At 44.6% G+C, this 20,922-nt stretch carries 26 protein-coding genes; 6 read left to right on the top strand and 20 right to left on the bottom strand.

Annotation, left to right across the window (positions count from 1 at the left end; all coding sequences use genetic code 11):
• Positions 1-26: 26 nt before the first annotated feature.
• Positions 27-785, bottom strand: coding sequence for an SMI1/KNR4 family protein (locus tag RQP50_RS08425; protein ID WP_315744755.1), 759 nt, complete (start codon positions 783-785; stop codon positions 27-29).
• Positions 786-961: 176 nt separating this feature from the next.
• Here RQP50_RS08425 and RQP50_RS08430 point away from each other — a divergent pair, with 176 nt between their 5' ends.
• The gene (locus tag RQP50_RS08430; protein WP_315744757.1) at positions 962-1,384 is read left to right on the top strand and encodes a hypothetical protein; all 423 of its coding nucleotides are present in this window, start codon (positions 962-964) and stop codon (positions 1,382-1,384) included.
• A gap of 105 nt (positions 1,385-1,489) precedes the next feature.
• Entirely contained in the window at positions 1,490-2,572 is a 1,083-nt protein-coding gene (locus tag RQP50_RS08435) for an ankyrin repeat domain-containing protein (RefSeq protein ID WP_315744759.1), read from the top strand.
• 124 nt (positions 2,573-2,696) lie between these two features.
• Here the strand turns inward: RQP50_RS08435 and RQP50_RS08440 are convergent, their stop codons facing one another.
• Positions 2,697-3,713, bottom strand: a complete 1,017-nt coding sequence (locus tag RQP50_RS08440; protein ID WP_315744761.1) for a serine hydrolase domain-containing protein — start codon at positions 3,711-3,713, stop codon at positions 2,697-2,699.
• A gap of 384 nt (positions 3,714-4,097) precedes the next feature.
• On the opposite strand from RQP50_RS08440, the gene RQP50_RS08445 reads away from it, so the two are divergent.
• Positions 4,098-4,439, top strand: a complete 342-nt coding sequence (locus tag RQP50_RS08445) for a DUF485 domain-containing protein (protein ID WP_315744763.1) — start codon at positions 4,098-4,100, stop codon at positions 4,437-4,439.
• A 3-nt stretch (positions 4,440-4,442) separates the two neighbouring features.
• Complete coding sequence (locus tag RQP50_RS08450; protein WP_315744765.1) at positions 4,443-5,990, top strand: solute symporter family protein; 1,548 nt, start codon at positions 4,443-4,445, stop codon at positions 5,988-5,990.
• A 343-nt stretch (positions 5,991-6,333) separates the two neighbouring features.
• Here RQP50_RS08450 and RQP50_RS08455 read toward each other — a convergent pair whose 3' ends face one another.
• From RQP50_RS08455 to RQP50_RS08470, 4 genes are read right to left on the bottom strand one after another with little or no spacing between them, the layout of a single operon-like run.
• Complete coding sequence (locus RQP50_RS08455; protein ID WP_315744766.1) at positions 6,334-6,777, bottom strand: MFS transporter; 444 nt, start codon at positions 6,775-6,777, stop codon at positions 6,334-6,336.
• On the bottom strand, positions 6,714-7,013 hold the full coding sequence (locus RQP50_RS08460) for an MFS transporter (RefSeq protein ID WP_315744767.1): 300 nt from the start codon (positions 7,011-7,013) through the stop codon (positions 6,714-6,716). Before RQP50_RS08460 ends, RQP50_RS08455 begins: the two co-directional genes overlap by 64 nt.
• A 45-nt stretch (positions 7,014-7,058) precedes the next feature.
• Complete coding sequence (locus tag RQP50_RS08465; protein WP_315744769.1) at positions 7,059-7,265, bottom strand: hypothetical protein; 207 nt, start codon at positions 7,263-7,265, stop codon at positions 7,059-7,061.
• A complete protein-coding gene (locus tag RQP50_RS08470) occupies positions 7,262-8,326 on the bottom strand; it encodes a bifunctional transcriptional activator/DNA repair enzyme AdaA (protein ID WP_315744771.1) in 1,065 nt (354 codons plus the stop codon). The genes RQP50_RS08465 and RQP50_RS08470 overlap by 4 nt, the downstream gene beginning before the upstream one ends.
• Before the next feature lie 288 nt (positions 8,327-8,614).
• On the opposite strand from RQP50_RS08470, the gene RQP50_RS08475 reads away from it, so the two are divergent.
• Positions 8,615-9,124 (top strand): GrpB family protein, encoded by a 510-nt coding sequence (locus RQP50_RS08475; RefSeq protein ID WP_315744773.1) that lies wholly within the window; start codon positions 8,615-8,617, stop codon positions 9,122-9,124.
• 314 nt (positions 9,125-9,438) lie between these two features.
• Here the strand turns inward: RQP50_RS08475 and RQP50_RS08480 are convergent, their stop codons facing one another.
• The 3 genes from RQP50_RS08480 to RQP50_RS08490 all read right to left on the bottom strand — a co-directional run bounded on the left by RQP50_RS08480 (position 9,439) and on the right by RQP50_RS08490 (position 11,310).
• Entirely contained in the window at positions 9,439-10,278 is an 840-nt protein-coding gene (locus RQP50_RS08480; RefSeq protein ID WP_315744775.1) for an SDR family oxidoreductase, read from the bottom strand.
• Between the two features lie 151 nt (positions 10,279-10,429).
• Entirely contained in the window at positions 10,430-10,816 is a 387-nt protein-coding gene (locus tag RQP50_RS08485; protein WP_021257957.1) for a MerR family transcriptional regulator, read from the bottom strand.
• A 167-nt stretch (positions 10,817-10,983) separates the two neighbouring features.
• Positions 10,984-11,310: a DUF6506 family protein gene (locus RQP50_RS08490; RefSeq protein WP_315744777.1), complete on the bottom strand. Its 327-nt coding sequence runs from the start codon at positions 11,308-11,310 to the stop codon at positions 10,984-10,986.
• Between the two features lie 489 nt (positions 11,311-11,799).
• Here RQP50_RS08490 and RQP50_RS08495 point away from each other — a divergent pair, with 489 nt between their 5' ends.
• Positions 11,800-12,777: an endo-beta-N-acetylglucosaminidase family protein gene (locus RQP50_RS08495; RefSeq protein ID WP_315744779.1), complete on the top strand. Its 978-nt coding sequence runs from the start codon at positions 11,800-11,802 to the stop codon at positions 12,775-12,777.
• A 220-nt stretch (positions 12,778-12,997) separates the two neighbouring features.
• Here RQP50_RS08495 and eutH read toward each other — a convergent pair whose 3' ends face one another.
• The 11 genes from eutH to eutL form a co-directional block, all read right to left on the bottom strand.
• Positions 12,998-14,113 carry an ethanolamine utilization protein EutH gene (gene eutH / locus RQP50_RS08500; RefSeq protein ID WP_315744781.1) on the bottom strand — a complete coding sequence of 372 codons (1,116 nt, stop codon included), beginning with the start codon at positions 14,111-14,113 and terminating at the stop codon, positions 12,998-13,000.
• Positions 14,114-14,165: 52 nt separating this feature from the next.
• Complete coding sequence (locus RQP50_RS08505; protein WP_021252524.1) at positions 14,166-14,711, bottom strand: BMC domain-containing protein; 546 nt, start codon at positions 14,709-14,711, stop codon at positions 14,166-14,168.
• The gene (locus RQP50_RS08510; protein ID WP_021252525.1) at positions 14,704-14,979 is read right to left on the bottom strand and encodes a EutN/CcmL family microcompartment protein; all 276 of its coding nucleotides are present in this window, start codon (positions 14,977-14,979) and stop codon (positions 14,704-14,706) included. The genes RQP50_RS08505 and RQP50_RS08510 overlap by 8 nt, the downstream gene beginning before the upstream one ends.
• 15 nt (positions 14,980-14,994) lie before the next feature.
• Complete coding sequence (locus RQP50_RS08515) at positions 14,995-15,723, bottom strand: ethanolamine utilization protein (RefSeq protein ID WP_315744784.1); 729 nt, start codon at positions 15,721-15,723, stop codon at positions 14,995-14,997.
• 18 nt (positions 15,724-15,741) lie between these two features.
• Positions 15,742-16,377, bottom strand: coding sequence for an ethanolamine utilization phosphate acetyltransferase EutD (gene eutD / locus RQP50_RS08520; RefSeq protein WP_021252527.1), 636 nt, complete (start codon positions 16,375-16,377; stop codon positions 15,742-15,744).
• Between the two features lie 9 nt (positions 16,378-16,386).
• Positions 16,387-17,202: a cobalamin adenosyltransferase gene (locus RQP50_RS08525; protein WP_142544427.1), complete on the bottom strand. Its 816-nt coding sequence runs from the start codon at positions 17,200-17,202 to the stop codon at positions 16,387-16,389.
• Positions 17,193-17,330: a hypothetical protein gene (locus tag RQP50_RS08530; protein WP_315744789.1), complete on the bottom strand. Its 138-nt coding sequence runs from the start codon at positions 17,328-17,330 to the stop codon at positions 17,193-17,195. The genes RQP50_RS08525 and RQP50_RS08530 overlap by 10 nt, the downstream gene beginning before the upstream one ends.
• Positions 17,331-17,371: 41 nt before the next feature.
• On the bottom strand, positions 17,372-17,662 hold the full coding sequence (locus RQP50_RS08535; protein WP_005549798.1) for a BMC domain-containing protein: 291 nt from the start codon (positions 17,660-17,662) through the stop codon (positions 17,372-17,374).
• Between the two features lie 107 nt (positions 17,663-17,769).
• Positions 17,770-19,245: an acetaldehyde dehydrogenase (acetylating) gene (locus RQP50_RS08540; RefSeq protein WP_072731102.1), complete on the bottom strand. Its 1,476-nt coding sequence runs from the start codon at positions 19,243-19,245 to the stop codon at positions 17,770-17,772.
• A gap of 27 nt (positions 19,246-19,272) precedes the next feature.
• Complete coding sequence (locus tag RQP50_RS08545; RefSeq protein ID WP_315744794.1) at positions 19,273-20,202, bottom strand: BMC domain-containing protein; 930 nt, start codon at positions 20,200-20,202, stop codon at positions 19,273-19,275.
• A gap of 11 nt (positions 20,203-20,213) precedes the next feature.
• The gene (gene eutL, locus RQP50_RS08550) at positions 20,214-20,867 is read right to left on the bottom strand and encodes an ethanolamine utilization microcompartment protein EutL (RefSeq protein ID WP_021252532.1); all 654 of its coding nucleotides are present in this window, start codon (positions 20,865-20,867) and stop codon (positions 20,214-20,216) included.
• Between the last annotated feature and the right edge of the window lie 55 nt (positions 20,868-20,922).

Below are 20,922 nucleotides of genomic sequence, written 5' to 3' on the forward strand. Positions count from 1 at the left end.
TCGATGTATGTAAATACATGCCCTTACTACTGATCCAGTTCTTTGCACGTTCCGTTCACTTCATCCCAAAATTCATTGTTCAAATCAATTTCTAAAGACAGTTCACTTAATTCAAAGGGAACCTCTAAATCTTTACTTTTGAGTACTCTCAAAATCTGTTCAAATTGTTCTAACGTATCTGCAATTTTAATCGGAACCCACTTTCCCGTTCCGTGATATGAAAAGTAGACAGGAAAGCCATGATCTTTTTGAGTAAAGTCAATATAAAAAGGATCGTCCATCGTGTTCACCGCGAAAACATACCAGCCATCTTGCCAATCGCCGTTTTTATCTGAAACGAGAAATTCCCCTGAGAGAGAGTTAAAGCGATAGCCTTCCTGTATTTTATTAAAATCATTTATGTCTGCGTAATATGCTGGGAGCATTCCTATATAATCAAAGCAGAAATCAAGATTAATAAATTCTACTAGCTGCTTCGGCAAGGTTGGAATCTGTTTGGCTTCCTCGGGGATTCGGGCTTCAACGGATATCACTTCCTCCCTATCACCCCTTTCGATGATTTGAAGGATCTCTGGGTTCTTTAGTCGTTTAACTAAGTTGTCGGCTGTTCCAAAATACACCTTTTCCATAAGCGTATATGGCAATGACTTAGATTGTTGGTATAAATGTGTTGCATTCGTGGTGAGTTGCAAAGCTTCTCTAAGATGTATCAGCCCCTTCAAGCCATCAGGTGGCAACTTAACAAGCACGATATCAACCCATATACTTTTAGGTCTATCCTTCATCGTCTAAAACCTCCAGTCTGTACTGCAAATACGGTAGCATACCCATCCACTAAAATCTACATTTAGATACAACCGCTATTTTAGCGATTGAACTTTTTGGAGTAATCTGCTGTAATTAATGTAGTTGAATTTTGATAGAAATCGTTGAGAATTTATATAATCGAGGATTTAAACATATGTTAACTTTAAAACCTGTAATGCCCGAATTCAAAATATCCACCACTAACCTAAAGGTAGTTTATACAGAATCAGATGGTGTAAAAGTTGAAGTTGGTGCTATACCATTGAAAAATCCGCAAAGCATGGATTGGGACAAGTGTGTGAATATTGAAATTTGTTTCCCACTAGTGGCAGAAGCTAAATGCGTAACTGTACCTTTCTATGAGAATCATTATAATGGTTATCATATTGATGTTCCTGATCAAGAAAAACTTCATCATTTAGGTTTTTATGAAGTGGCTAATTCTACATACCTACAGGAAAACGTAAAGAAATATGACCCTAAAAATAGGCTTGGTCTAAGGCATTATATGATTACAGGATATGATAGCTATGTAGAATTAATAGCATCCACGTATTCGGTCAACTGTGAGGTTTAACGTGGGCGCATAAGCCTTTCTGCCTGTTGTTCAATTCACTCTCCACCATCTATACTGGAAAGATGACGAAAGAAGTAGAATCCCTACACGAGTGGAGTTGTTGAGATGTTTAAGCTAAAGGACATTGGAACCGATACGTCGCCTCCTGATCTTGTCAGACACATCAATGAAGGCAATCTCTCAGAGCTGTGCGATGCCATTGCACAGGGCTGGGATATGGAACAAGAGATTAGAATAAGCCAATATACGACTGTGATCCCAATAGAAGCAGCCTTAATTGCAGGACAATTCGAGGTAATTAAATTGCTTATCGAGCACGGTGTGAATTTGAATCATGAGAAAAAACCGTCCTTCCTGCTCGCTGTTCGCTATTGTGAAGAGGAGATCATAAGATACATCGTGGCGCATGGAGCCAAGGTCGATGCCCTGGATCAGCTTAAGTCCAATGCCTATCAACAAGCTTATTACGGGAACAAACACAACCTCCCGCTTATCCATGAGCTTGGCTTGGATGCAGCCCATTATGGCGGCTATACACTACGTAAAGCCGTTAACGATCGGGATTGGCGTACGATTGAATTCATGCTTCAGTATGGAGTGGATATCAATTTCAATAAGCCGGATATGGTCTTCCCTTATTGTGCAACCCCCTTAACCACTGCCGCACGAAATGGCGATTTGAAGATGGTTCAATACTTAGTTGAACATGGAGCTGACGTGTGTATATGTGAAAAAGGCGGTGATCGTGCCTATACGATTGCTGTGCAAAATAAAGATAGCGCTATGTCTGTGTATTTGAAGTCCCTGGAGCCTGCTGATTTTCATAGCATTGAAAATAAAAGATTGGCATTGAAGAGCTATAAGCTGCCGCAAGGACTGATTGATTTTCTATTGGGAGACAAGCTGCGAATCGATTTGCCTGACAATGAGTACGAAATCGGCTACATCGAGTTCTTCACTTTTTCAGATACGATTGAAATGAAGGCAGGCAGGAAGAAATTGCTGCGTCTCTCCGCGGAAGTTGATAATTATTCTTCGATTCTCCTTGTCTGGAATCCAAAGACGAAATGCGTCGGCTACTATGATGAAGAACACCAGGAATACGGAGACGTATGCAGCTTCGAGGATTTCCTTGCACAGCCAGAGCTCTATATGACGAAGATTGTCGAGGGAGATTTAGTGACATAAAACAGTAGTTCTAATTTTGTGTCATACATATGATGTAATGAGAATCAGGTTAGTAAGCTCTCGAAATATCGAGAGCTTCTTTATTGTATATCTAGTTGATGCTAACCTTCTAACACAGTTTTCACTACATTTTCTCGATCATATTGCACACCATATTGCCAAACGTTTTAATATCCTCTAAATAGTCATAACTTGCAGGATTTCCACCCTGTTGATTGTACATTCTTACTGCCACCGTTTGATATTTCGGAATGACAAGGCAAGCGCAGCCAGTTATGCCGAGCGATTGAAACGAACCTCCCGGAAGCTGATCCCCCAGCTCAGATGCAGCGCGCGGAACATCCTGAACAAACCAGAAAAATCCGTTCCTTGGCAGATGCGATTCTAATTGAGGTGGGGTGCATATGGATGTCGCCAGCTCGAAGACTTCTGCTGGAATGATTCTTGTTCCCTGGTACATGCCCCTATCTAAATGAAGCTGTCCCCATCTCGCCAACTCACGTGCACTTACAAATAAATTCCCATCATTCCCCTGATCATCCGTATATTCTTCATGAAGCCAGACCAGATTATCATCTCGTTTTTTGCTCCATCCTGTCTCCGTAAATCCGCATGGGTGGAACACTTTTTCCTCCATTACGTGGACAAACGGCTTCTCATACAGCTTCTCCATCAACTTAATAAGTATGTTTACACCCATGTTGTTATAGACCCAGTCTGTACCGGCAGAAAACAATCTTCGATTCGAATGATGGAGTTTATGCGTATGAGTCAGCAAATGCCGTATCGTCGTTCCGCTCAGCATCGCTGCCATTTGTTGATCTGTGATATCTAAGTAGTCGTCTATGTAGTCGTCTATGTAGTCCGTGATAGAGTCATCCAAGCTGCGGATTTTTCCTTCATACAATGCTAAGCTGACCACGAACCCTAGATATGTTTTTCTCACTGATGCGACGTTGAAGCGAGACGCTGCATCTACAATGCGTTGCCTTGCCCTGTCATGAGTCCCAGAGTACCATTCGTTAACAACTTTCTGCTCATGAAGAATATAGGTAGCCGCTGCTGTGGCTGAAATTTGATGTCGAATCCGCTCAACATATTCATTCAATGCTGCGAAATGCTGCGTACATGGCTTATTCATAGATTACTCTTCCCCCCTTCTGCTTCGAATCTTAACAGATCGTTTATTTCTTATCTAGTTCCCTCAATTATAAACATAGGTATACATCCCCAGCATGGTGCATATAACGTTACACATCCAACTACGCAGCATGAGATTCCGTAAACAAGCCTATTTCGAAGACACCTCTTCACGATTACAAATCGTAACGGACTGAAATAAAGTTATATATCAGGCATATCTTTACAAGATTTCATTTTATAGTATAATGTTTTCGAATTGTATTTTCACAAATTGTACACATCTACATTAAAGGTGGTGGCCACTAATAACTGCACGAAGTATTTTGTAAGCGCTTCGTTTTTGTACGATGCAGGTATACTCATTGAATGAGAGGGATTGCTGATGGCAGGTAAAAAGTTAACAGCCGAGCACACAAGGCAGGAATTAACTCCCGAACAATACTCATCAATTGCGAAGTCAGATCACTTCAGAAAGCTGATTCGAACCAAGAAAACCTTCATAATTCCTTTCACAATCTTCTTCCTCTGCTTCTATTTCGCCTTGCCGATCCTTACATCCTACACGGACATCTTGAATTATTCCTTTTACGGCAGTATTACATGGGCTTGGGTCTTTGCCTTTCTGCAATTTGTTATGACCTGGGCATTTTGTATGATTTACTACAAAAAGGCATCGAAATTTGATAAAGCCTCCGACCAAATTATTGCTGAGAAAGGGAGGTAGACTATGAATACTGCTGCATTTATTATGTTTTTGGCCATCGTTGCCTTGACACTTGTAATTACCTATTGGGCTTCGAAAAAGAGTAAATCTGCAAGCGAATTCTATACAGCTGGAGGCGGCTTGACTGGATGGCAGAACGGGATGGCGATTGCTGGGGACTATATGTCAGCGGCTTCGTTCTTAGGAATTGCGGGGTCAATTGCGTTAGCAGGATTTGATGGATTTTTCTACAGTATCGGCTTCCTTGTTGCTTACTTAGTCGTACTCTTCTTGGTCGCAGAACCTTTACGAAATTTAGGAAAATATACGTTTGCGGATATGATTGCCGCTCGCTTTAAAACGACAAAAATTCGCGGATTCGCTGCGTTTAACACCATTGCCATATCGATCTTCTACATGATTGCACAGCTTGTAGGTGCAGGAGCTTTGATCAAGCTGCTTCTCGGCATTGATTTTGCAACCTCCGTCATCATCGTAGGTGTTCTTATGACAGTCTACGTCACTTTTGGCGGTATGCACGCAACGAGCTGGGTACAGATTGTCAAAGCAATTCTGCTTATGGCCGGGACACTTCTTATCTCGATTCTTGTGCTATACAAATTCAACTGGAGCCTCACAGGCATGTTTGATCATGTCAAGGATGCAACGCCACTCAAAGAGAAATTCCTTAATCCCGGTGTTAAATATAAAGATGGTCTTGATACACTCTCCTTAACGATGGGATTAGTACTTGGAACCGCAGGCCTTCCCCATATTCTTGTCCGCTTCTTTACGGTTAAAAATGCGAAAATAGCTCGCAGCTCGGTTGTATACGCAACTTGGATTATCGGTATTTTCTATGTGATGACGATATTCCTAGGTTTTGGGGCTGCTGCATTTGTTGGAAATGGAGATATTACCGCTGCGGATAAAGCAGGAAACATGGCAGCTCCGCTCCTCGCAAAAGCACTGGGTGGCAATATGCTATTTGCATTTATTTCTGCTGTCGCCTTCGCGACCATTCTCGCCGTTGTAGCAGGACTTGTACTTACCGCCGCTGCAGCCTTCTCCCATGACTTCTACAATCAAATCTTAAGAAAAGGGCAAGCGACAGAGAAGCAGCAGGTCAATATGGCACGTTATGCTTCCATCGGGATATCTGTGATTTCCATTATTCTAGCCTTGTTTGCACAAAATCTTAATGTTGCATTTCTCGTATCGCTAGCGTTTGCCGTTGCAGCAAGTGCAAACCTTCCTGTTATTTTATATACGATTTTCTGGAGGCGATTTAATACGAATGGTGCGATCTGGGCCATGATGGTTGGTCTGATCGCCTCCGTGGGGCTCGTTCTCGTCAGTCCGAACGTATTTCATCCTGAAGCTGGAAAGGCGATATTCGTTGGACACGCACTGTATCCGCTCACGACTCCAGGTATTGTCTCCATTCCGCTCGGCTTCATCGCTGGTTATATCGGCACCATATTGTCGAGAAAAACAGGAAAAGCCGACAATCAAGTCGAATTCGATGAAATTCTCGTACGCTCTAATACGGGAATCGATACCACGGTGTGATCCTTAATTAGCAAAAAGCATCCGTTCTGCGGATGCTTTTTGCTGTATCTCTTGCTCACAATGCATCATGGATACGAGACGTTGCATCATCTGCGACGCGATGCCCTATCTCGTCTTGATAGCCTGAGTACATTCGGTTACACTTCGCTCCCACCTACTTTGAATCTGATCTGATCGCTTTACATGCAATGGTGAAGATACGAACTATTTATTTTTCAATCTATTGTTAAGTGTCGGCGACAGAGAGCTACTTTACGAAATTTGATTTACTATGAGCCACTAATATATTACCGCTAGGGTCATAAAAATCGAAATCCATTACCAACTTGTACCCCTATACTCTTTAGGCCTTTAGCGGAATCAATAACAACCCCGACTCTAACGGACTGAGGTGTAATGCAGCTTGCATATACAGCGTGAGCAGAATGGTGACGGCGAAATAACCGATACAGTAGCTCATTGTGATTCCGAGTCCTATGGAGTATTCCCGATAAGCGAAAAGACCCAAATGAAACAATGGATGCTTAACCTTCTTCTCAATGAAGATGAAGATAATCCAAAGGAACAGCGCTACTGCGAACAGTCCGAACGTTTTTTCCGATATCCACCCCCAAGTTTGAGCCACGGACAAGGCGATAAGCAGTGCGGTTAAACCTGTTCCGTACGTCAACACGCCGAGCCAGTCAGTCTTCGTTTTTTCGCTCGATTTATCATCTTTTAGAATTAGAATACCGGTGACCAAACCAACAATACCGATCGGAACGACCCGTAGAACATGGAACGCCATCCAAATTCGCCGATTAGTAGACCTCCGGCAACAGGACCAATGAGAGAGCCTGTCACCCATGCGATATTGTTAATGCCGAGTGCGACCCCAAGTTCATTAGGCGGAAATGTCCGTATCAAGATCGGAGTGGATGCCGCCATCGCCATGGCAGCACCGGTACCTTGCAGAAGGCGAGCCGCGATTAGAACTGCGCCGGAGTCTGACATACCGCAAAAAGCAGTAGCAATCGTGAACAAAGCGAACCCCCATAGAAAAATGCGTTTGGTACCGAACATATCGGATCATCGGCCAGAAGGAAGGAGGAATACTGTACTAGTAATGTAGAACGAGGTGATCGTCCACATTCCCGTTCCAATCGAAAGATGCAGTTCTTCCATGAGTGGAGGGAGACCGTTAACCACAATCGTAGCATCTAGATTCGTAATAAATGACACGAGTGTAACCACGAGTAAAATGGACCACTTGCCCGACTGCTTGATCTTCATCATCTTATGTCCTCCTCCACGCTCCCATTCTTCTCATGGTCAAGCAGCCATTGTTTCCGAGATATACCTCCTCCATAACCGCCCAAGTCGCCGTTCGAGTTGATAACACGGTGACATGGAATCACAATCGCCATCTGGTTGGCTCCATTTGCTTGGGCTACGGCACGATAAGCACTTGGCTTTCCAATCGCCGAGGCAATGTCGGCATACGAAGTCGCCTTACCCGGAGGAATTTGCCGCAATTGTTCCCACACCTTCTTCTGAAAAGGCGATCCAAGCAATTTCACTGGCGTTTTGAATTCTGTTAACTTACCTTCGAAATAATCTCTGAGTTCCCTTTCAATCGAATTGATCGGCGCTGTGCTGCCCGGAATGACCACGGATTTTGTCTTCCTTCTCAGGCGTTCAATCTCTCGCTCCAATCCTCTGCGGTCTATAAATTCGAGTAAATATAGCGCTTGTTCATCAGCGATTGCGATCATCGGACCAAGACGCGTATCCAACCACGATGCCTTTAAAATCTGTTGATTGCCCAGCCCGGCAGGTGCTGTACCCATAATGCGCGAAAACGCATCCCTGAAGCCGCTGCCGGATTCATAACCTGCGGACAACTGCGCTTCTATGACCGTGCTGCCTGCCCGGATATGCTTCAAGGCTATTCCCATTCGCCGAGATCTCGCATATTCAACAAAAGTCATTCCGAACCTCTTCTTGAACTGGCGGCGCGCAGTTGAAGCATCCACGGATAATTTTCGGAAGTCTTCGTCCGTCCAGCGGTGTTCCGGGTTTTCTTCCACCGCGTTGACTAGTTTACGAACCAGCTCCGAGACATGGCTCGGATGGGATAGCGGACGGCAGCGCTGGCAGGGTCGGAATGATGCCAGAAGGGCTTCCTTGGCTGTCTCATAAAATTCACAATTTTCAAATTTGGGTTTCCTTGCCGGACATGTAGGTCGGCAAAACACACTGGTTGTCTTCACTCCGACATAGAAAATGCCTTCATACTCGGACTTTTTATCGATAAGCGCCTGGTAATACACGAGTTTCCTGTCGGTCGGTATCATTCTGCTCCTCCTTTTAAAACGGTTTTGAATTCTTTGAAGCCATTGCGAAACACTGTTATGATTATAACGTTTCCGAAAAATAGTTCCGCCGAAAATCGGGCATTTATTTTTTCATGTTAATCCACATTAAAATATAGAAGTCAACTTAAGCGAAGCGTTGATCAAGATGCCTTGCGATTCGGGAAATTCCAGCAACCCAGTAGCCGTCCCCCCTATTATATATCTACAGGAATAGATCGCTAGTAAGATCAACATAACGTACAGGTTCGAAGGAGGAGATCAGTAACAATGAACGTAATCGTAACGAAATATAATGAAGACTGGAATCGTATGTTCGAGGATGAAGCACAAAAAATAAAAGCGATATTCGGAGATGAGTTGATCGACATCCATCATATCGGCAGCACTTCAGTACCCGGGCTACAAGCCAAACCGATTATCGATATGATGCCAGTTGTAAAGGACATCACCAGAATCGATTCTTTTAATGAGCAAATGAAGGAACTTGGTTACGAATGCATGGGCGAGTTCGGCATGGAAGGAAGACGGTATTTCAGAAAGGGCGGAGATCATCGAACCCACCACGTGCATGCGTTTCAGATGGATAACATAGAAGATATTCAGCGCCATTTGGCAGTAAGAGATTTTTTGCGAACACACCCCGAGGTAGCATCACAATATGGCAGCTTAAAAGAAAGACTAGCGCGACAATACCCTGATGACATCGAAGCTTATATGGACGGGAAGGATTCGTTCGTGAAGAACCTTGAAAAAGAAGCAATAGATTGGCATGCTTAAACTACCATCCGTAGAGTCGAATTCGACTTGAATCCGGTTAACGTAGCGACTTGAATGCCACTCGGAGTTCTGAAATGAAAAGTTCCGGCTGTTCCCAGGCTGCAAAGTGTCCGCCCTTGTCGAGTTTATTATAATGCATAAGTTTGGGATACGCTCTCATTAAGCTCCATCCGAAGGGCAATTCCTATTCCATTTTCCAATGACTATGTTTTTTCTCATTTCACGCTGATAAACTATCTTTATATTTGAGTTACACTGGATTACACGGAAAATAGTGAAGTACTATTAACTACCGCTCCTCTTCTCTTATGGCTTTACAAATTCAATTGTACTTTTCGAATATTTAGCATGCTGTCAAGACCAGTAGGATCTTGCTGCACTTTAAATCGCACAAAAGCGTCTGCTTGCTCGGATGTACGAATGCGCATTGGCTTCGTCTCCATGTTTACCAAATTCAGCATAACTTCAGCCACAGACTCCGGACGCTGTGGAACGGAATTCCGTTTGGAGAACGTGCTTATATACCTTTCAAAAACTGGTTTGTATTCATCTTCTTTAATACCTCCAGTTTGTTCTATATGCGAGAGTACCGTGTTATTGAAATTGGTCGCTATCGCGCCTGGTTCGAGCAGAGTAACATCGATGTTAAATGTAGGCTTGTAGTAAGTGGCTAAACTCTCTAACAAACCTTCGACTGCAAATTTGCTCGCACAATATATTTCGTTTAAGGGTTGACCGACTAATCCTCCAACACTTGTTGTTGCTATAACATGCCCGGACTCAGCTTTGCATAAGAGGGAGAGACCAGCCCGAATGGTATGCATTACCCCATAGACATTTGTATCAAAAATGCTTTTGATTTCCTCAAATGTTGCTTGCCCTAGGGGCCGTAAATAACCGAATCCTGCATTAGCAAAAAGTACATCCAAATGACCGTGATTGTTCTCGATCGTTGCAAAAGCTCTTTCCAATGATTCAGGTTTCGTAACTTCCATTTCAAGAAAGTGAAGATTTGCTCGGTTTCCATGTTTCTCCTGATCACGTTGAACGTTACGTGTACCTGCATAAACCGTCCACCCATTATCAGCAAATAAATTGGCAGTAGCTAGACCAATACCTGATGAAGCACCAGTAATAGCGATAATTTTATTCATGTATAAAACCCCTTAATATTGAGTCGTTTAAGCAGTGGATCTTTTTCTCATTAAACTGACTGATCCCAGTTAGCTGACTGGTAAAAGACTTCTTCATTCATAAGTTACTCTAACTATACAAGTTGAAGTAAACTTTAAGTCAAGAGAAACATTAAATAAAAAGATCCTTTGGATTCTTCTTAAGAACCAACACATCATAAACTGTTATTTTTTTGTTTATTTTTTCAAGGTGCTCCAACGTTAAAGTTAATTTTTTTTCAACACTTTGTTTATGTTCTAACAGGATTTTTCTTCTTTCTTCTAAGGTTTTGTCACCTTCATAAACCATAGCAATGTATTCTTTTATTGTCTCCAAAGCCATTCCAGTATCTTTTAATGCAATTACTAACTGCAACCATTCTAATTCTTTTTCCTCATATACTCTTCGTCCGCTTCTATCTCGATTTATTTTGGGCAGAATACCCTCCTTTTCATAAAAACGTAATGTGGATGCTGATATTCCATACATTTTTTTCACATCATTTATTGTGTAAAACATAAAATTTATCACCCTTCTTCGTTAAAGCTTACTTGAGCATCAGTTTAATTCATTATCATTCAAAAACATTATAAAAAGAAGAATCCAATATTCCAAATGGATTCTTCAGATTGAACATATTTTTGAGAAATTAATTATTTAGTGATTCTACATCACAATTTACTATATTAATCTGTTTTCAAACCATCTGGTGCGAGTAAATCAAGCATAGGTTGGCGTGCTTCAGGTCCATATGCCACACTTCCTACTGGAACTGCATTATCTATGGCTTCACTTACTTTTGCAATCCATATAGGTCCAAATCCTCCACATAGCTCGATCATTTGTACTCCCTCTTTGACAAGTTGCTTCGCAATTGGTATTACCCGCTCTTTGTCATTAAAATCGATTCCAACAGCAATAAAAATACAATGCTGGTTTCCAGTGGTGATAGTATTTTCTTCTGGACTAAATCCTGGAGATAAATAAATATATGCCCACTTATGAAGCGCCATAAAATCATCCTCCAAACCTATCCTAGTCGTTTTATATAAAAATTATAAATACAAAAATTGTTTATTGCAAATACCATACATTTTATTTGGAGGTAATGCATTGTCTTCATGTTTATCCTTGTTTGTTACACATGTCCGCTCTTAGCGCCCCAATAATGGAGACGATAAATTTGTCATGAATATCAAAAACAGAAAAGCACCTTCAAAAGTCTGGATAATCACTTCAACATCCGTTTGATAATATTATTTTTATTACACTATTAGTCCTATTCACTTTTTTGTAATTCTGTACGATAATAGTAATGACTCAACTTTTGCAAATTCAGGAATTTACGCAAATCGAGAGTCAAAACATAATGCGTGAATACTTCTTTGGGGAGGTTTTGAATTTATGGAATGAAGGACAGCGCTGAAGACGTGATTTCCTCTGAAATGTAACCGCTTACTTTGTTGTGGTAAATTATCATCTAAGAAAGGGAGTTATCTTTTATGAAAAAGACATCCATGTTGTTGCTCTTGTCAGCCGTTTTAATTTTATCTTTAGTGAGTGGCTCAGTTGTTTCAGCTAGTCCTTCAACTTCTTTAACAAATGAATTGACCAAAGGTCAAAAATCTCCTGTAATGATGGCATACTACAGAACATGGCGTGACGTAACCATGCCACACGATGCAAATTCAACTCTTCCAGACCCTAATGTGACAGCGATGACAGATATTCCTGAAGAAGTCGATATCGTTTCCGTCTTTCACTATGTTAACCCGGGTACAGATGAACAATTATTTTGGGACACACTTCGTGATACATATGTGCCTACCTTGCACGAACGTCAAACCAAAGTGATACGCACGATAGATATCAGGGAGCTTTATAACGTCCCTAGTATGGGTAAAACGCCCACCTCCAAAGAATATGATGATTACGCGCAATCCTTAATTGATAAATACGTAACTCCCTACAATTTAGATGGCTTAGATATTGATATGGAAGAAACGTTAACCCAAGAAAAAGAAACAAAAGCATTTGGTACTTTTGAAGCTCTGTCTAAACGCTTAGGGCCAGTATCGAATAGCGGCAAACTGCTTATCTATGATACAAACAAAGACAATCACAGCCTATTCAAAAAAGTAGCTCCATTTTGTGACTATTTGTTCCTTCAAGCTTATGGCAGAACCCCTAGTAGACTCGATACTACATGGGCAACTTATAAAAATACGATCTCCCCTGATCAATTTCTTCCGGGAATATCTTTTCAAGAAGAATTAGGTGCAAACTGGGGTGATGCACAGGAACCATTTGAAACAAGTAGAGCTTACAAATATGCCACTTGGCAGCCGAAAGATGGCCCAAAGGGCGGAATGTTTATCTATGCCATCGATAGAGATGGCAAAGTATACGGAGATAATTCAATTACGAAAACAGACTTTAGCTGGACAAAAAGATTGATTGATGTCATGAGAAACAACTAAATATCCTTAATTTCGGGTGCATGAGCGTTCATTCATGCACCCGACTACGTTCACTTTCCGACACACCACTGTCCACATTGTATGGCTCCGAGTTAGTTATTTCCCTAACCAATATCAAAAAAAGAACCCTTCTTAGGCATTACACCTAAAGAAGAGTTCAAAACAATTTATATCATGCCCATATACATAAAATAGAGAGATAGAGTTCCCATACCATTCATTAAACCGATTCCGGAAGCTCTTCCTTCTGCTCCGGTTCGGGTGCCAATTTTTTGGCCAAGAACATAGCGACGATAATCGCTGTAATACCACCGACAAGCTTGCCGACGATCATTGGGAATATCATTTCCTTCGCAACCCCAGCCGTAAAGCCGAGGTGATCGCCGAATACGAATGCGGCAGAGACAGCGAATGCAACGTTGATGACCTTACCGCGCACATCCATATCCTTCATCATGCCGAACATCGGGATGACGTTAGCAAGCGTTGCTACCAAGCCTGCTGCAGCAATCTCGTTCATACCGAGCATTTTGCCCAGCTTCATAAGCGGCTTGTTGAATACCTTCGTAATGACGAATACCATCGCAAAAGCACCAGCCAATACAATGGAGATATCGCCAACGATCTTAATTCCTTCTTCAATCGGTGCAAGTCCCGGAATGATTGTAATATCGGTCAATTGCTGCGTGATACCAACCGCAAGTCCAAGCGTCGCAACAATGACGATGAACTGACCGAAGATCGTGAAGCCCTTAATCATTCCATTCGGGAATTTCCATAAGCCTAACACAATCAGCACTGCGAACAGGATGATTGGAACTAGGTTGGTCAAAATCATTGAAATCGAGTAACCTGCCACCAATCCCCCGATTAAGCAACCAAGAGGAATGGTAACTATACCAGCCAATACGCCGGTTGCCAAGTACTTCTGGTCTTCCTTCTTAATAATGCCAAGTGCGACTGGAATAATGAATACGATTGTTGGCCCGAGCATGGCGCCTAGAATCGTACCCGCGAACAATCCCGCTTCCGGCGTCTGTGCCAATTCTTGTGCGAGTGAGAACCCGCCCATATCGTTGGCTAACAGCGTCGTTGCAAACATTGCCGGATCTGCTCCGAGCGCACTGTACAGCGGTACGACCACCGGACTTAGCACCTTGGCCAATACTGGGGACAGAGAGATAATCCCCACCATGGCTAGTGTGAGCGACCCCATTGCCATAATACCCTCATCGAACTGGTGACCCAATCCGAATTTATACCCGATGCACTTGTCGAGCGCACCGAGAATCATGAAGATAACCATGCCGTATATGATGATTTCATTAATCTCCACGAACGTGCTCCTCCATTCTTACCTAAGATCAAAAGCGAACTTTTTAAACTACCTATCGGAAGTGTTGTTTGAGTTCTTCGGATGGAGAAGGTATCACGGAATAATGAATAATCCGCTTTTGATCCATGGAGGATACGAACACCTTCATCCCCTGCTCGACATCGCTCACACTACCCGTGAATACGGCGAGGAACTTGCCGCCGATAGCCATGCCGAGATTCATTTTCTTCACGTGAATGTCACTTTGCTTCAGTGCTTCATTCAGTGCATAAATACCGGAAGACACTGTAGAAGTCTCCACAATTCCAAGCGCATCCACAGGTAGTGAAGCGTTGCTGCGTTTCAGCCCCTCGACGATTTCGGAATGAACACCGTGCAGCTCGAAATCGCTAATACGGAAATCACTTGCTTCCGCTCGGGCTGCTTCCATCGCAGCCTGAACATCTGCCGTGTCTCCGCTCATCATAATGAGGAACTTCCCCGGACAGATCGGCTTCATATGATGCACGCTGACGGGAGAAGTCTTCAGCATGCGGTCAGCCGTCTCATAGCCTTTGCTAATGCTGCGCAGTTCAATCACACCGATTGCACTAGTCATGAGATACCTCGATGGAATCGACAATGCCGACAATAACCGCGTCGACCGGTATGTCTGAGTTCGTGAATGATGCACGGGCTGCGCTTCCCGTTGTCACGAGCACAGTATCACCGATGCCCGCTCCTGCATTATCCGCAGCGACGAAGTAATCACGCTGAACGGGTTCATCATGATTCGATAACGGCTTGACCACCAGGAAGGTCAGACCATTCAGTTTGTTGTCCTTGCGGGTCGCCCATAGGCTGCCCGTAACTTGTCCCACGATCATAGCTTCACCCCGCCGTTATCTTCTGTGCACCTGCATCTTCTGCATCCGCAAGTAGTCTTGCGCGAGCGGTGTAATGATGCTGTGCCGATCAATGACAATTTCTTTTCCGTTATGCAGACGATGCTTCTTCAATTCCGCTTCCGTAATAACCTTGCGATTCAACACTAGCGCGTGGGACGCTGGGTCACCTACTACGGATTCAACCCGAGTATCTTCCTGTGCAGCCACTGGCTGTTGTCCAGCTTGCAGTTTTCCAGAGACATTGCCATTCTCTAGGCAGGCTGCAGGAAGATCCTGCTCTTTTACCAGCCGAATGCCGTAAGCACTAAGCTTTGCCGCAAACTCGTCATACATCTTGTACAAGAGTACAGGTGCCGTCGACTTGTATTTGCGATACTGCAACCCTTCTTCGAGTGCGATAACCTCTCGTCCCTTAAGCAGCATCGTCAAGACAAAACGTTCACGCGGGCCTGCACTTATGCCGTTAGCGAGATTGGCTAACAGCTGAATACATAACTGCGGAATAATGAGTACATCACAATCTCTGAGCGTCTCATCATAATAACGAACGTCAACATGCGAATTTAGTACGCTCTCCAATTCCGGTACCGCTTCCATGGATAGAAGAACCGCTTGCTTTCTCGCTGCAGCCGGTTCTTTCTTGTCCTGTTGCCCTAGTCTTTTGATTACCTCTGCTGCTACGGCTTCAATGATTGCAGCTCGGTCTTGAGCTTCTATGTTCATTTTTTCACACTCCTAAACCTAGATGCTCTGCTTTACAATTATGCCCTTCGTCCCTTTTGCAAAGCCGCATGCATTTGCCTCATCATAGTCGATATGCATGTAAGTCTCATAGTTGGAGCTGACGCGTACAAGCACATCGTCAAAAATAAGCGGGCGCTTGCCAAACACTTTCACCTGTACGATCTCGCCATTTTTCACGTTGAACTTCTCAGCATCCTCAGCTTTCACATGAATATGACGCTGTGCAGCGATGAGTCCTTTTTCCAATCGAATCATGTTACTGCCAGAAGCAATCACGATGCCCGGAGTTCCTTCCAGCTTGCCGCTTTCTTTTACAGGTACAGACACACCAAGCACAACAGAATCTGTCAGTGATACCTCAACTTGAGATTCCTTGCGCTCAGGGCCGAGCACGACTACGTTATGCAGTGAGCCCTTCGGACCGATCAGTGTAACGCGTTCTTTACAGGCATATTGCCCAGGCTGGGACAACTCCTTCGCCTTCGTCAATTGATAGCCTTCACCGAACAACGCATCGATCGCTTCCCGGTTCAAATGCACATGCTTGCCGGATGCTTCCACCTCGAAGCAGGCTTCATTCTGCACACGTTTCACCACTTCGTTAATAATGCTTTCTACCAGTTGGTTATCCACCTTTTCACCTCATTTATCGTAGTGTCCAACACGGATGCGGAACATGATAATCCAGAACAAGGAGGACAAACGGTTCAGCGAACGGATAATATCTTCGCGATCTGCTTCGCCATGCTCCTTCTTGAAGGCCTGATAAGCCAACAGTTCCGTCTCCCTTGTCAATGTGCGCAACGCATTTATAACAACAACCGCTTCGCCCATTTCATAGCTGGGTTGAAAATGTTCCAATCCAAAGTACTTCTTAGGAAAATGAGATTGCTCTCGAAGTTCCTTCGCTGTCATCCCAAGCAAATGAAACTCTTCAATGCTCTCACTCAGTACCTCGCATCGCACGACTCGCCGTACGAATTGCAGGATTTCTTCCAAATCATCGACCAGCTTGGTCATGTTCAACTTGAAGCAGCTAATTTGCGCTTCTAATAATTTTGTTTCTAGTGAATCCAACTTCCCGCGGAAGAGGATCCGTGGATGATCCTTGAATACAAGCATATTGCCATATAAATGGGTCATATGCTCCGGCTTCGTTTCCAAAAAACCGCCATACAGCGTGCGAAACCGCTTCTTGCCTTCTGTCGCAGGTTCGACATCCAGGTTTTTCGTAATCTGCAGTTTAACTTCCTTAGTCGCCGACGGTGCCTCCACCGTGGCCGTATTCGCCCCAAGTTCAGGAGCCGTCACATATCGGAGTTCGATCTGGTGATCGGTCAAGAAGCTCTTGGCCGACGGCGTTAGAATTGTACCTGCCGCCGTCTCATATACGGCAACATCCTTCAAATTCTGGTTTCGAAAATGCTTGCGGAGTTCGCTTTCCGTAATCAGAGCCATGTTCTCACATCCTTCTCGTGCGAATGCGTGTTGTTCAAATCCATATCGTTAACGCCAATCATCTCGGCTTGAACAAGCCGATTCATCACGATAGATGAGTTGCAGGATGCCGAGCTTAACGCCTGCATCCTGCTTCATCTCTTTCAATAAAACTCGTCCGGAATCTGAATTACTCTACTGTTTTTGTCTTAGGCAAGATTGCGTCCACTTCGGAATGTGGTCTTGGAATTACGTGTACGGACAACAATTCGCCAACACGTTCTGCTGCTGCTGCACCTGCATCTGTAGCTGCTTTAACTGCACCTACGTCGCCGCGAACCATTACAGTTACGAGACCTGCACCGATTTGCTCTTTGCCGATCAATGTAACGTTAGCCGCTTTTACCATTGCGTCTGCTGCTTCGATTGCGCCTACCAAACCTTTCGTTTCTACCATTCCCAATGCGTTTGCGTTTGCCATAATAAAATTCCTCCTAGTAGTCAATAAATTAGAATTAATTGTATATAAAGTGTTGAGTTACCATTGTTGTGAAACAAATAAATAGGAATCCTCATGAATCTATCAACTTACAGTTTTTCGAGAATACGAGCGACGATCATGCCGATCAGCTCTTCTTTGTCTCCTAAATTAAGGCTTGCCAATTTATCTTGCTGAGCCACAGGCTGCTCCTGCTCCATCAAATCTTCCATCTCGCGAAGTCCATAAGCGACTCTGCGGATATTGAGCAGGTTAAGTGGGCTGATGTTGTCGGATGTCGAGCTGCCGCCAACGGCACCGCATCCCAGCGTAAGCGCCGGTGCAATTGCTGTTGTTGCGCCGATACCGCCAAGTGTACCCGGTGTGTTCACAAGCAAGCGGGATACTGGCTTCTTCAATGCGAACTCGCGAATGATCTCTTCATTTTCGGAGTGAATGACCATCGTGTGGCCTGCACCCTCGCCATGCAGAATCTCGATGCAGCGCTCGCATGCCGCTTCCCAGTTGTCTTCTGTGTAGAAGGCAAGAATCGGAGCCAGCTTCTCGCGAGAGTATGGAACCTTCGGTCCAACTTGTGTCTCTTCTGCGATCAGCACGCGTGCATCTGCTGGAATGCTCAGGTTCGCCAGCTTCGCGATATGTTCCACACTGCGTCCGACGATTTGCGGATTCATAGTGCCATTGGCACGCATAATGAACTTGCCAAGCTGTGCTGCCTCTTCCTTCGAAAGGAAGTAAGCCCCCTGCTTTTTAAATTCCGCAATTACCGCATCCTTACTGCATGCTTCCACAACAACGGATTGTTCGGATGCACAGATTGTGCCGTTGTCGAACGTTTTGGAATCCATGATGCGCTTGACTGCAAGCGGGATGTTCGCACTCTTCTCAATGAAGGCAGGGCCGTTGCCCGGACCAACCCCGATTGCCGGCGTACCGGAGGAATAAGCGGCTTTGACCATCGCTGTTCCACCAGTTGCAAGAATCAAGGCAACATCTTTGTGCTTCATCAATTGATCCGTACCTTGGATCGTAGGAACGGTCATGACGCCGATGGCACCTTCCGGACAACCTGCTTGCACAGCTGCCTCGCTGATGTCCTTCACTGTTTCCAAAATGCTCTTGAGCGCGTTCGGATGTGGAGAGAACACAATGCTGTTCCCAGCTTTCAACGCGATGAGCGCCTTGTAGATAACTGTCGATGTTGGATTCGTAGACGGAATCAGACCCGCAATAACGCCGACTGGAACCGCTACCTCCATCACCTTGTGTGCCTTGTCATCCTTCAACACGCCAACTGTCTTCATGTCCTTGATCGATGCATACACGTGCTTCGAAGCAAATGAGTTCTTGATGATTTTATCCTGCCAACGGCCGAAGCCAGTTTCCTCATTTGCCATCTTCGCGAGCTTCTCGCGATGCTTGTAGCCAGCATCCGCTACTGCCTTGACGATTGCGTTAATCTGCTCCTGCGTCATGACGGCAAGCTTGGCTTGTGCTTCTTTCGCTTTCTTGATCAGATCACGGACTTCTTGAATGGATCGTAGGTCTTTATCCAATGTTTCCATCAATATTCCTTCTCTCTACTCCATTTTTTACGAACTTGCTTTTTTTGTGCTTTTGCTCCGTTTCGCGGCTGGTGAAGACACTGGCTTTACGCGTGCAGCGCCGCCATTACCGGTACTAGCTTGCTTCTGCTTGTCGCCAACAGTTGACGTATTCAAACCCGCAGAATTCGAAGGATGAGCGGTTTTCGTTATGCCAGCGTTTGTCTTACCTTCAACAGTACTGTTGCTAGCCTTAGCAGCAGTTGATTCTGCTTTCGCTTGCGAAACCTTCGGAGCAGCTACTTGTTCAGACTTAGTAACAGTTTCTACCTTATCATTAGCGTCCTCAGCTGCAGGGGCTTCATCTGCTTGTATTGCGATAACGGAATCCGTGATTCCAGAGATGCGTTCCTGGCCAGTTGCAGCAGCTGCATTGATGTTTCCTTCGGTCGACTCTAGCTTGACCGACTTCGAAACTCCTTCCGAAGCATCATGCTTTTCGCTTCTGAAATTCTTCTCGTCAGCTTCGTTGATGCTCGTTGCAGCGAACTTATTTGCAACATCCTTAGCTTCATTCGTATCTGTCACAGCTTCATGTTCAGCCGCAATCTCAGATACGAGTTCCGCCTCGCCTTGTTTATTTTGACTCGTGCTGTCGCTCTCTTGCACCTGACAGTGATTGTCCCCTTCATCATCAGGAGTATCCGGAGTCGCAACCATTGCTGCTGTCTCTTCATGCATGCGAGCAATCACATGACGAGTGACAAGTACATCCAGCTGCTTGGCCAGCTCTGCTCCCGCGTCAACGGCAGCTTGTACAGCTCCGACATCACCATCGAGCTTCACCGTTACCAATCCACCATTGATGATCTCAACACCGATGCAAGTAACGCTTGCTGCCTTTAAAGCGGCATCTGCGGCAGCGACTGCTCCGAGATATCCCCTAACTTCAACCAATCCTAATGCACTATTTCTCATCGCCCGTTACCTTAATAACTCGTCGGATTGTCTGCGACGAATTGAACAGCGTCTGCGAACGCATCGCATGCTGCCTTGCAGGCCGATTGACTGCCCGTAAGCAATGCACCACCGAAGTTCGTTTCTGAAGGTGGTCCGAAGAAAGCGGCAATTGTCACATCTGCGGCCTTCAGTGCTGCATCAAGTGCATACATTGCTTCAAGTGGAGGAGCGATTAAGTAAGCGATCGCTTCTCCTTCCTTGATGCCTGCTGTCTCGGATAAGTGCGTTCCTGTACGGGATACACAGTGAGCGAAATACGTAATGCTGTTATCTTCATTTGCACTCACGAAATGCGCTCCGCTCTCGATGAAATCCGCAACGGCGCTCATGCCGCTGCGCACTTCTTCTGGATTGGGTCCTGCCAGAATACCAATGACCTCGCCTGCCAGCTTCGTTGAAGCATTGGCCGATCCGGCATACATGCTTTTTGCATAGACAACATCAACGGCTGCTGCTTTTGTCGCTTCATCCAATGCCACGTACGTGACATCGTCAATGTCAGCAGTAATAATACCTAAGCTCTTATGGTGCGGCTTCAGCTCCAGCTTGCTTGCCATATCCAGGCTTACGTTGGAAATGAGCTTCATGCCGAGCACCGTTGCATGAATCGGTTCGTTTCTCATACGTGCCTTCCTCCTTGCGATAGCTTATAAATTGCGTGTTCAACTTGTCGTGATT

The organism is Paenibacillus suaedae, from assembly GCF_032337355.1.
Lineage (GTDB): Bacteria > Bacillota > Bacilli > Paenibacillales > Paenibacillaceae > Paenibacillus_B > Paenibacillus_B suaedae.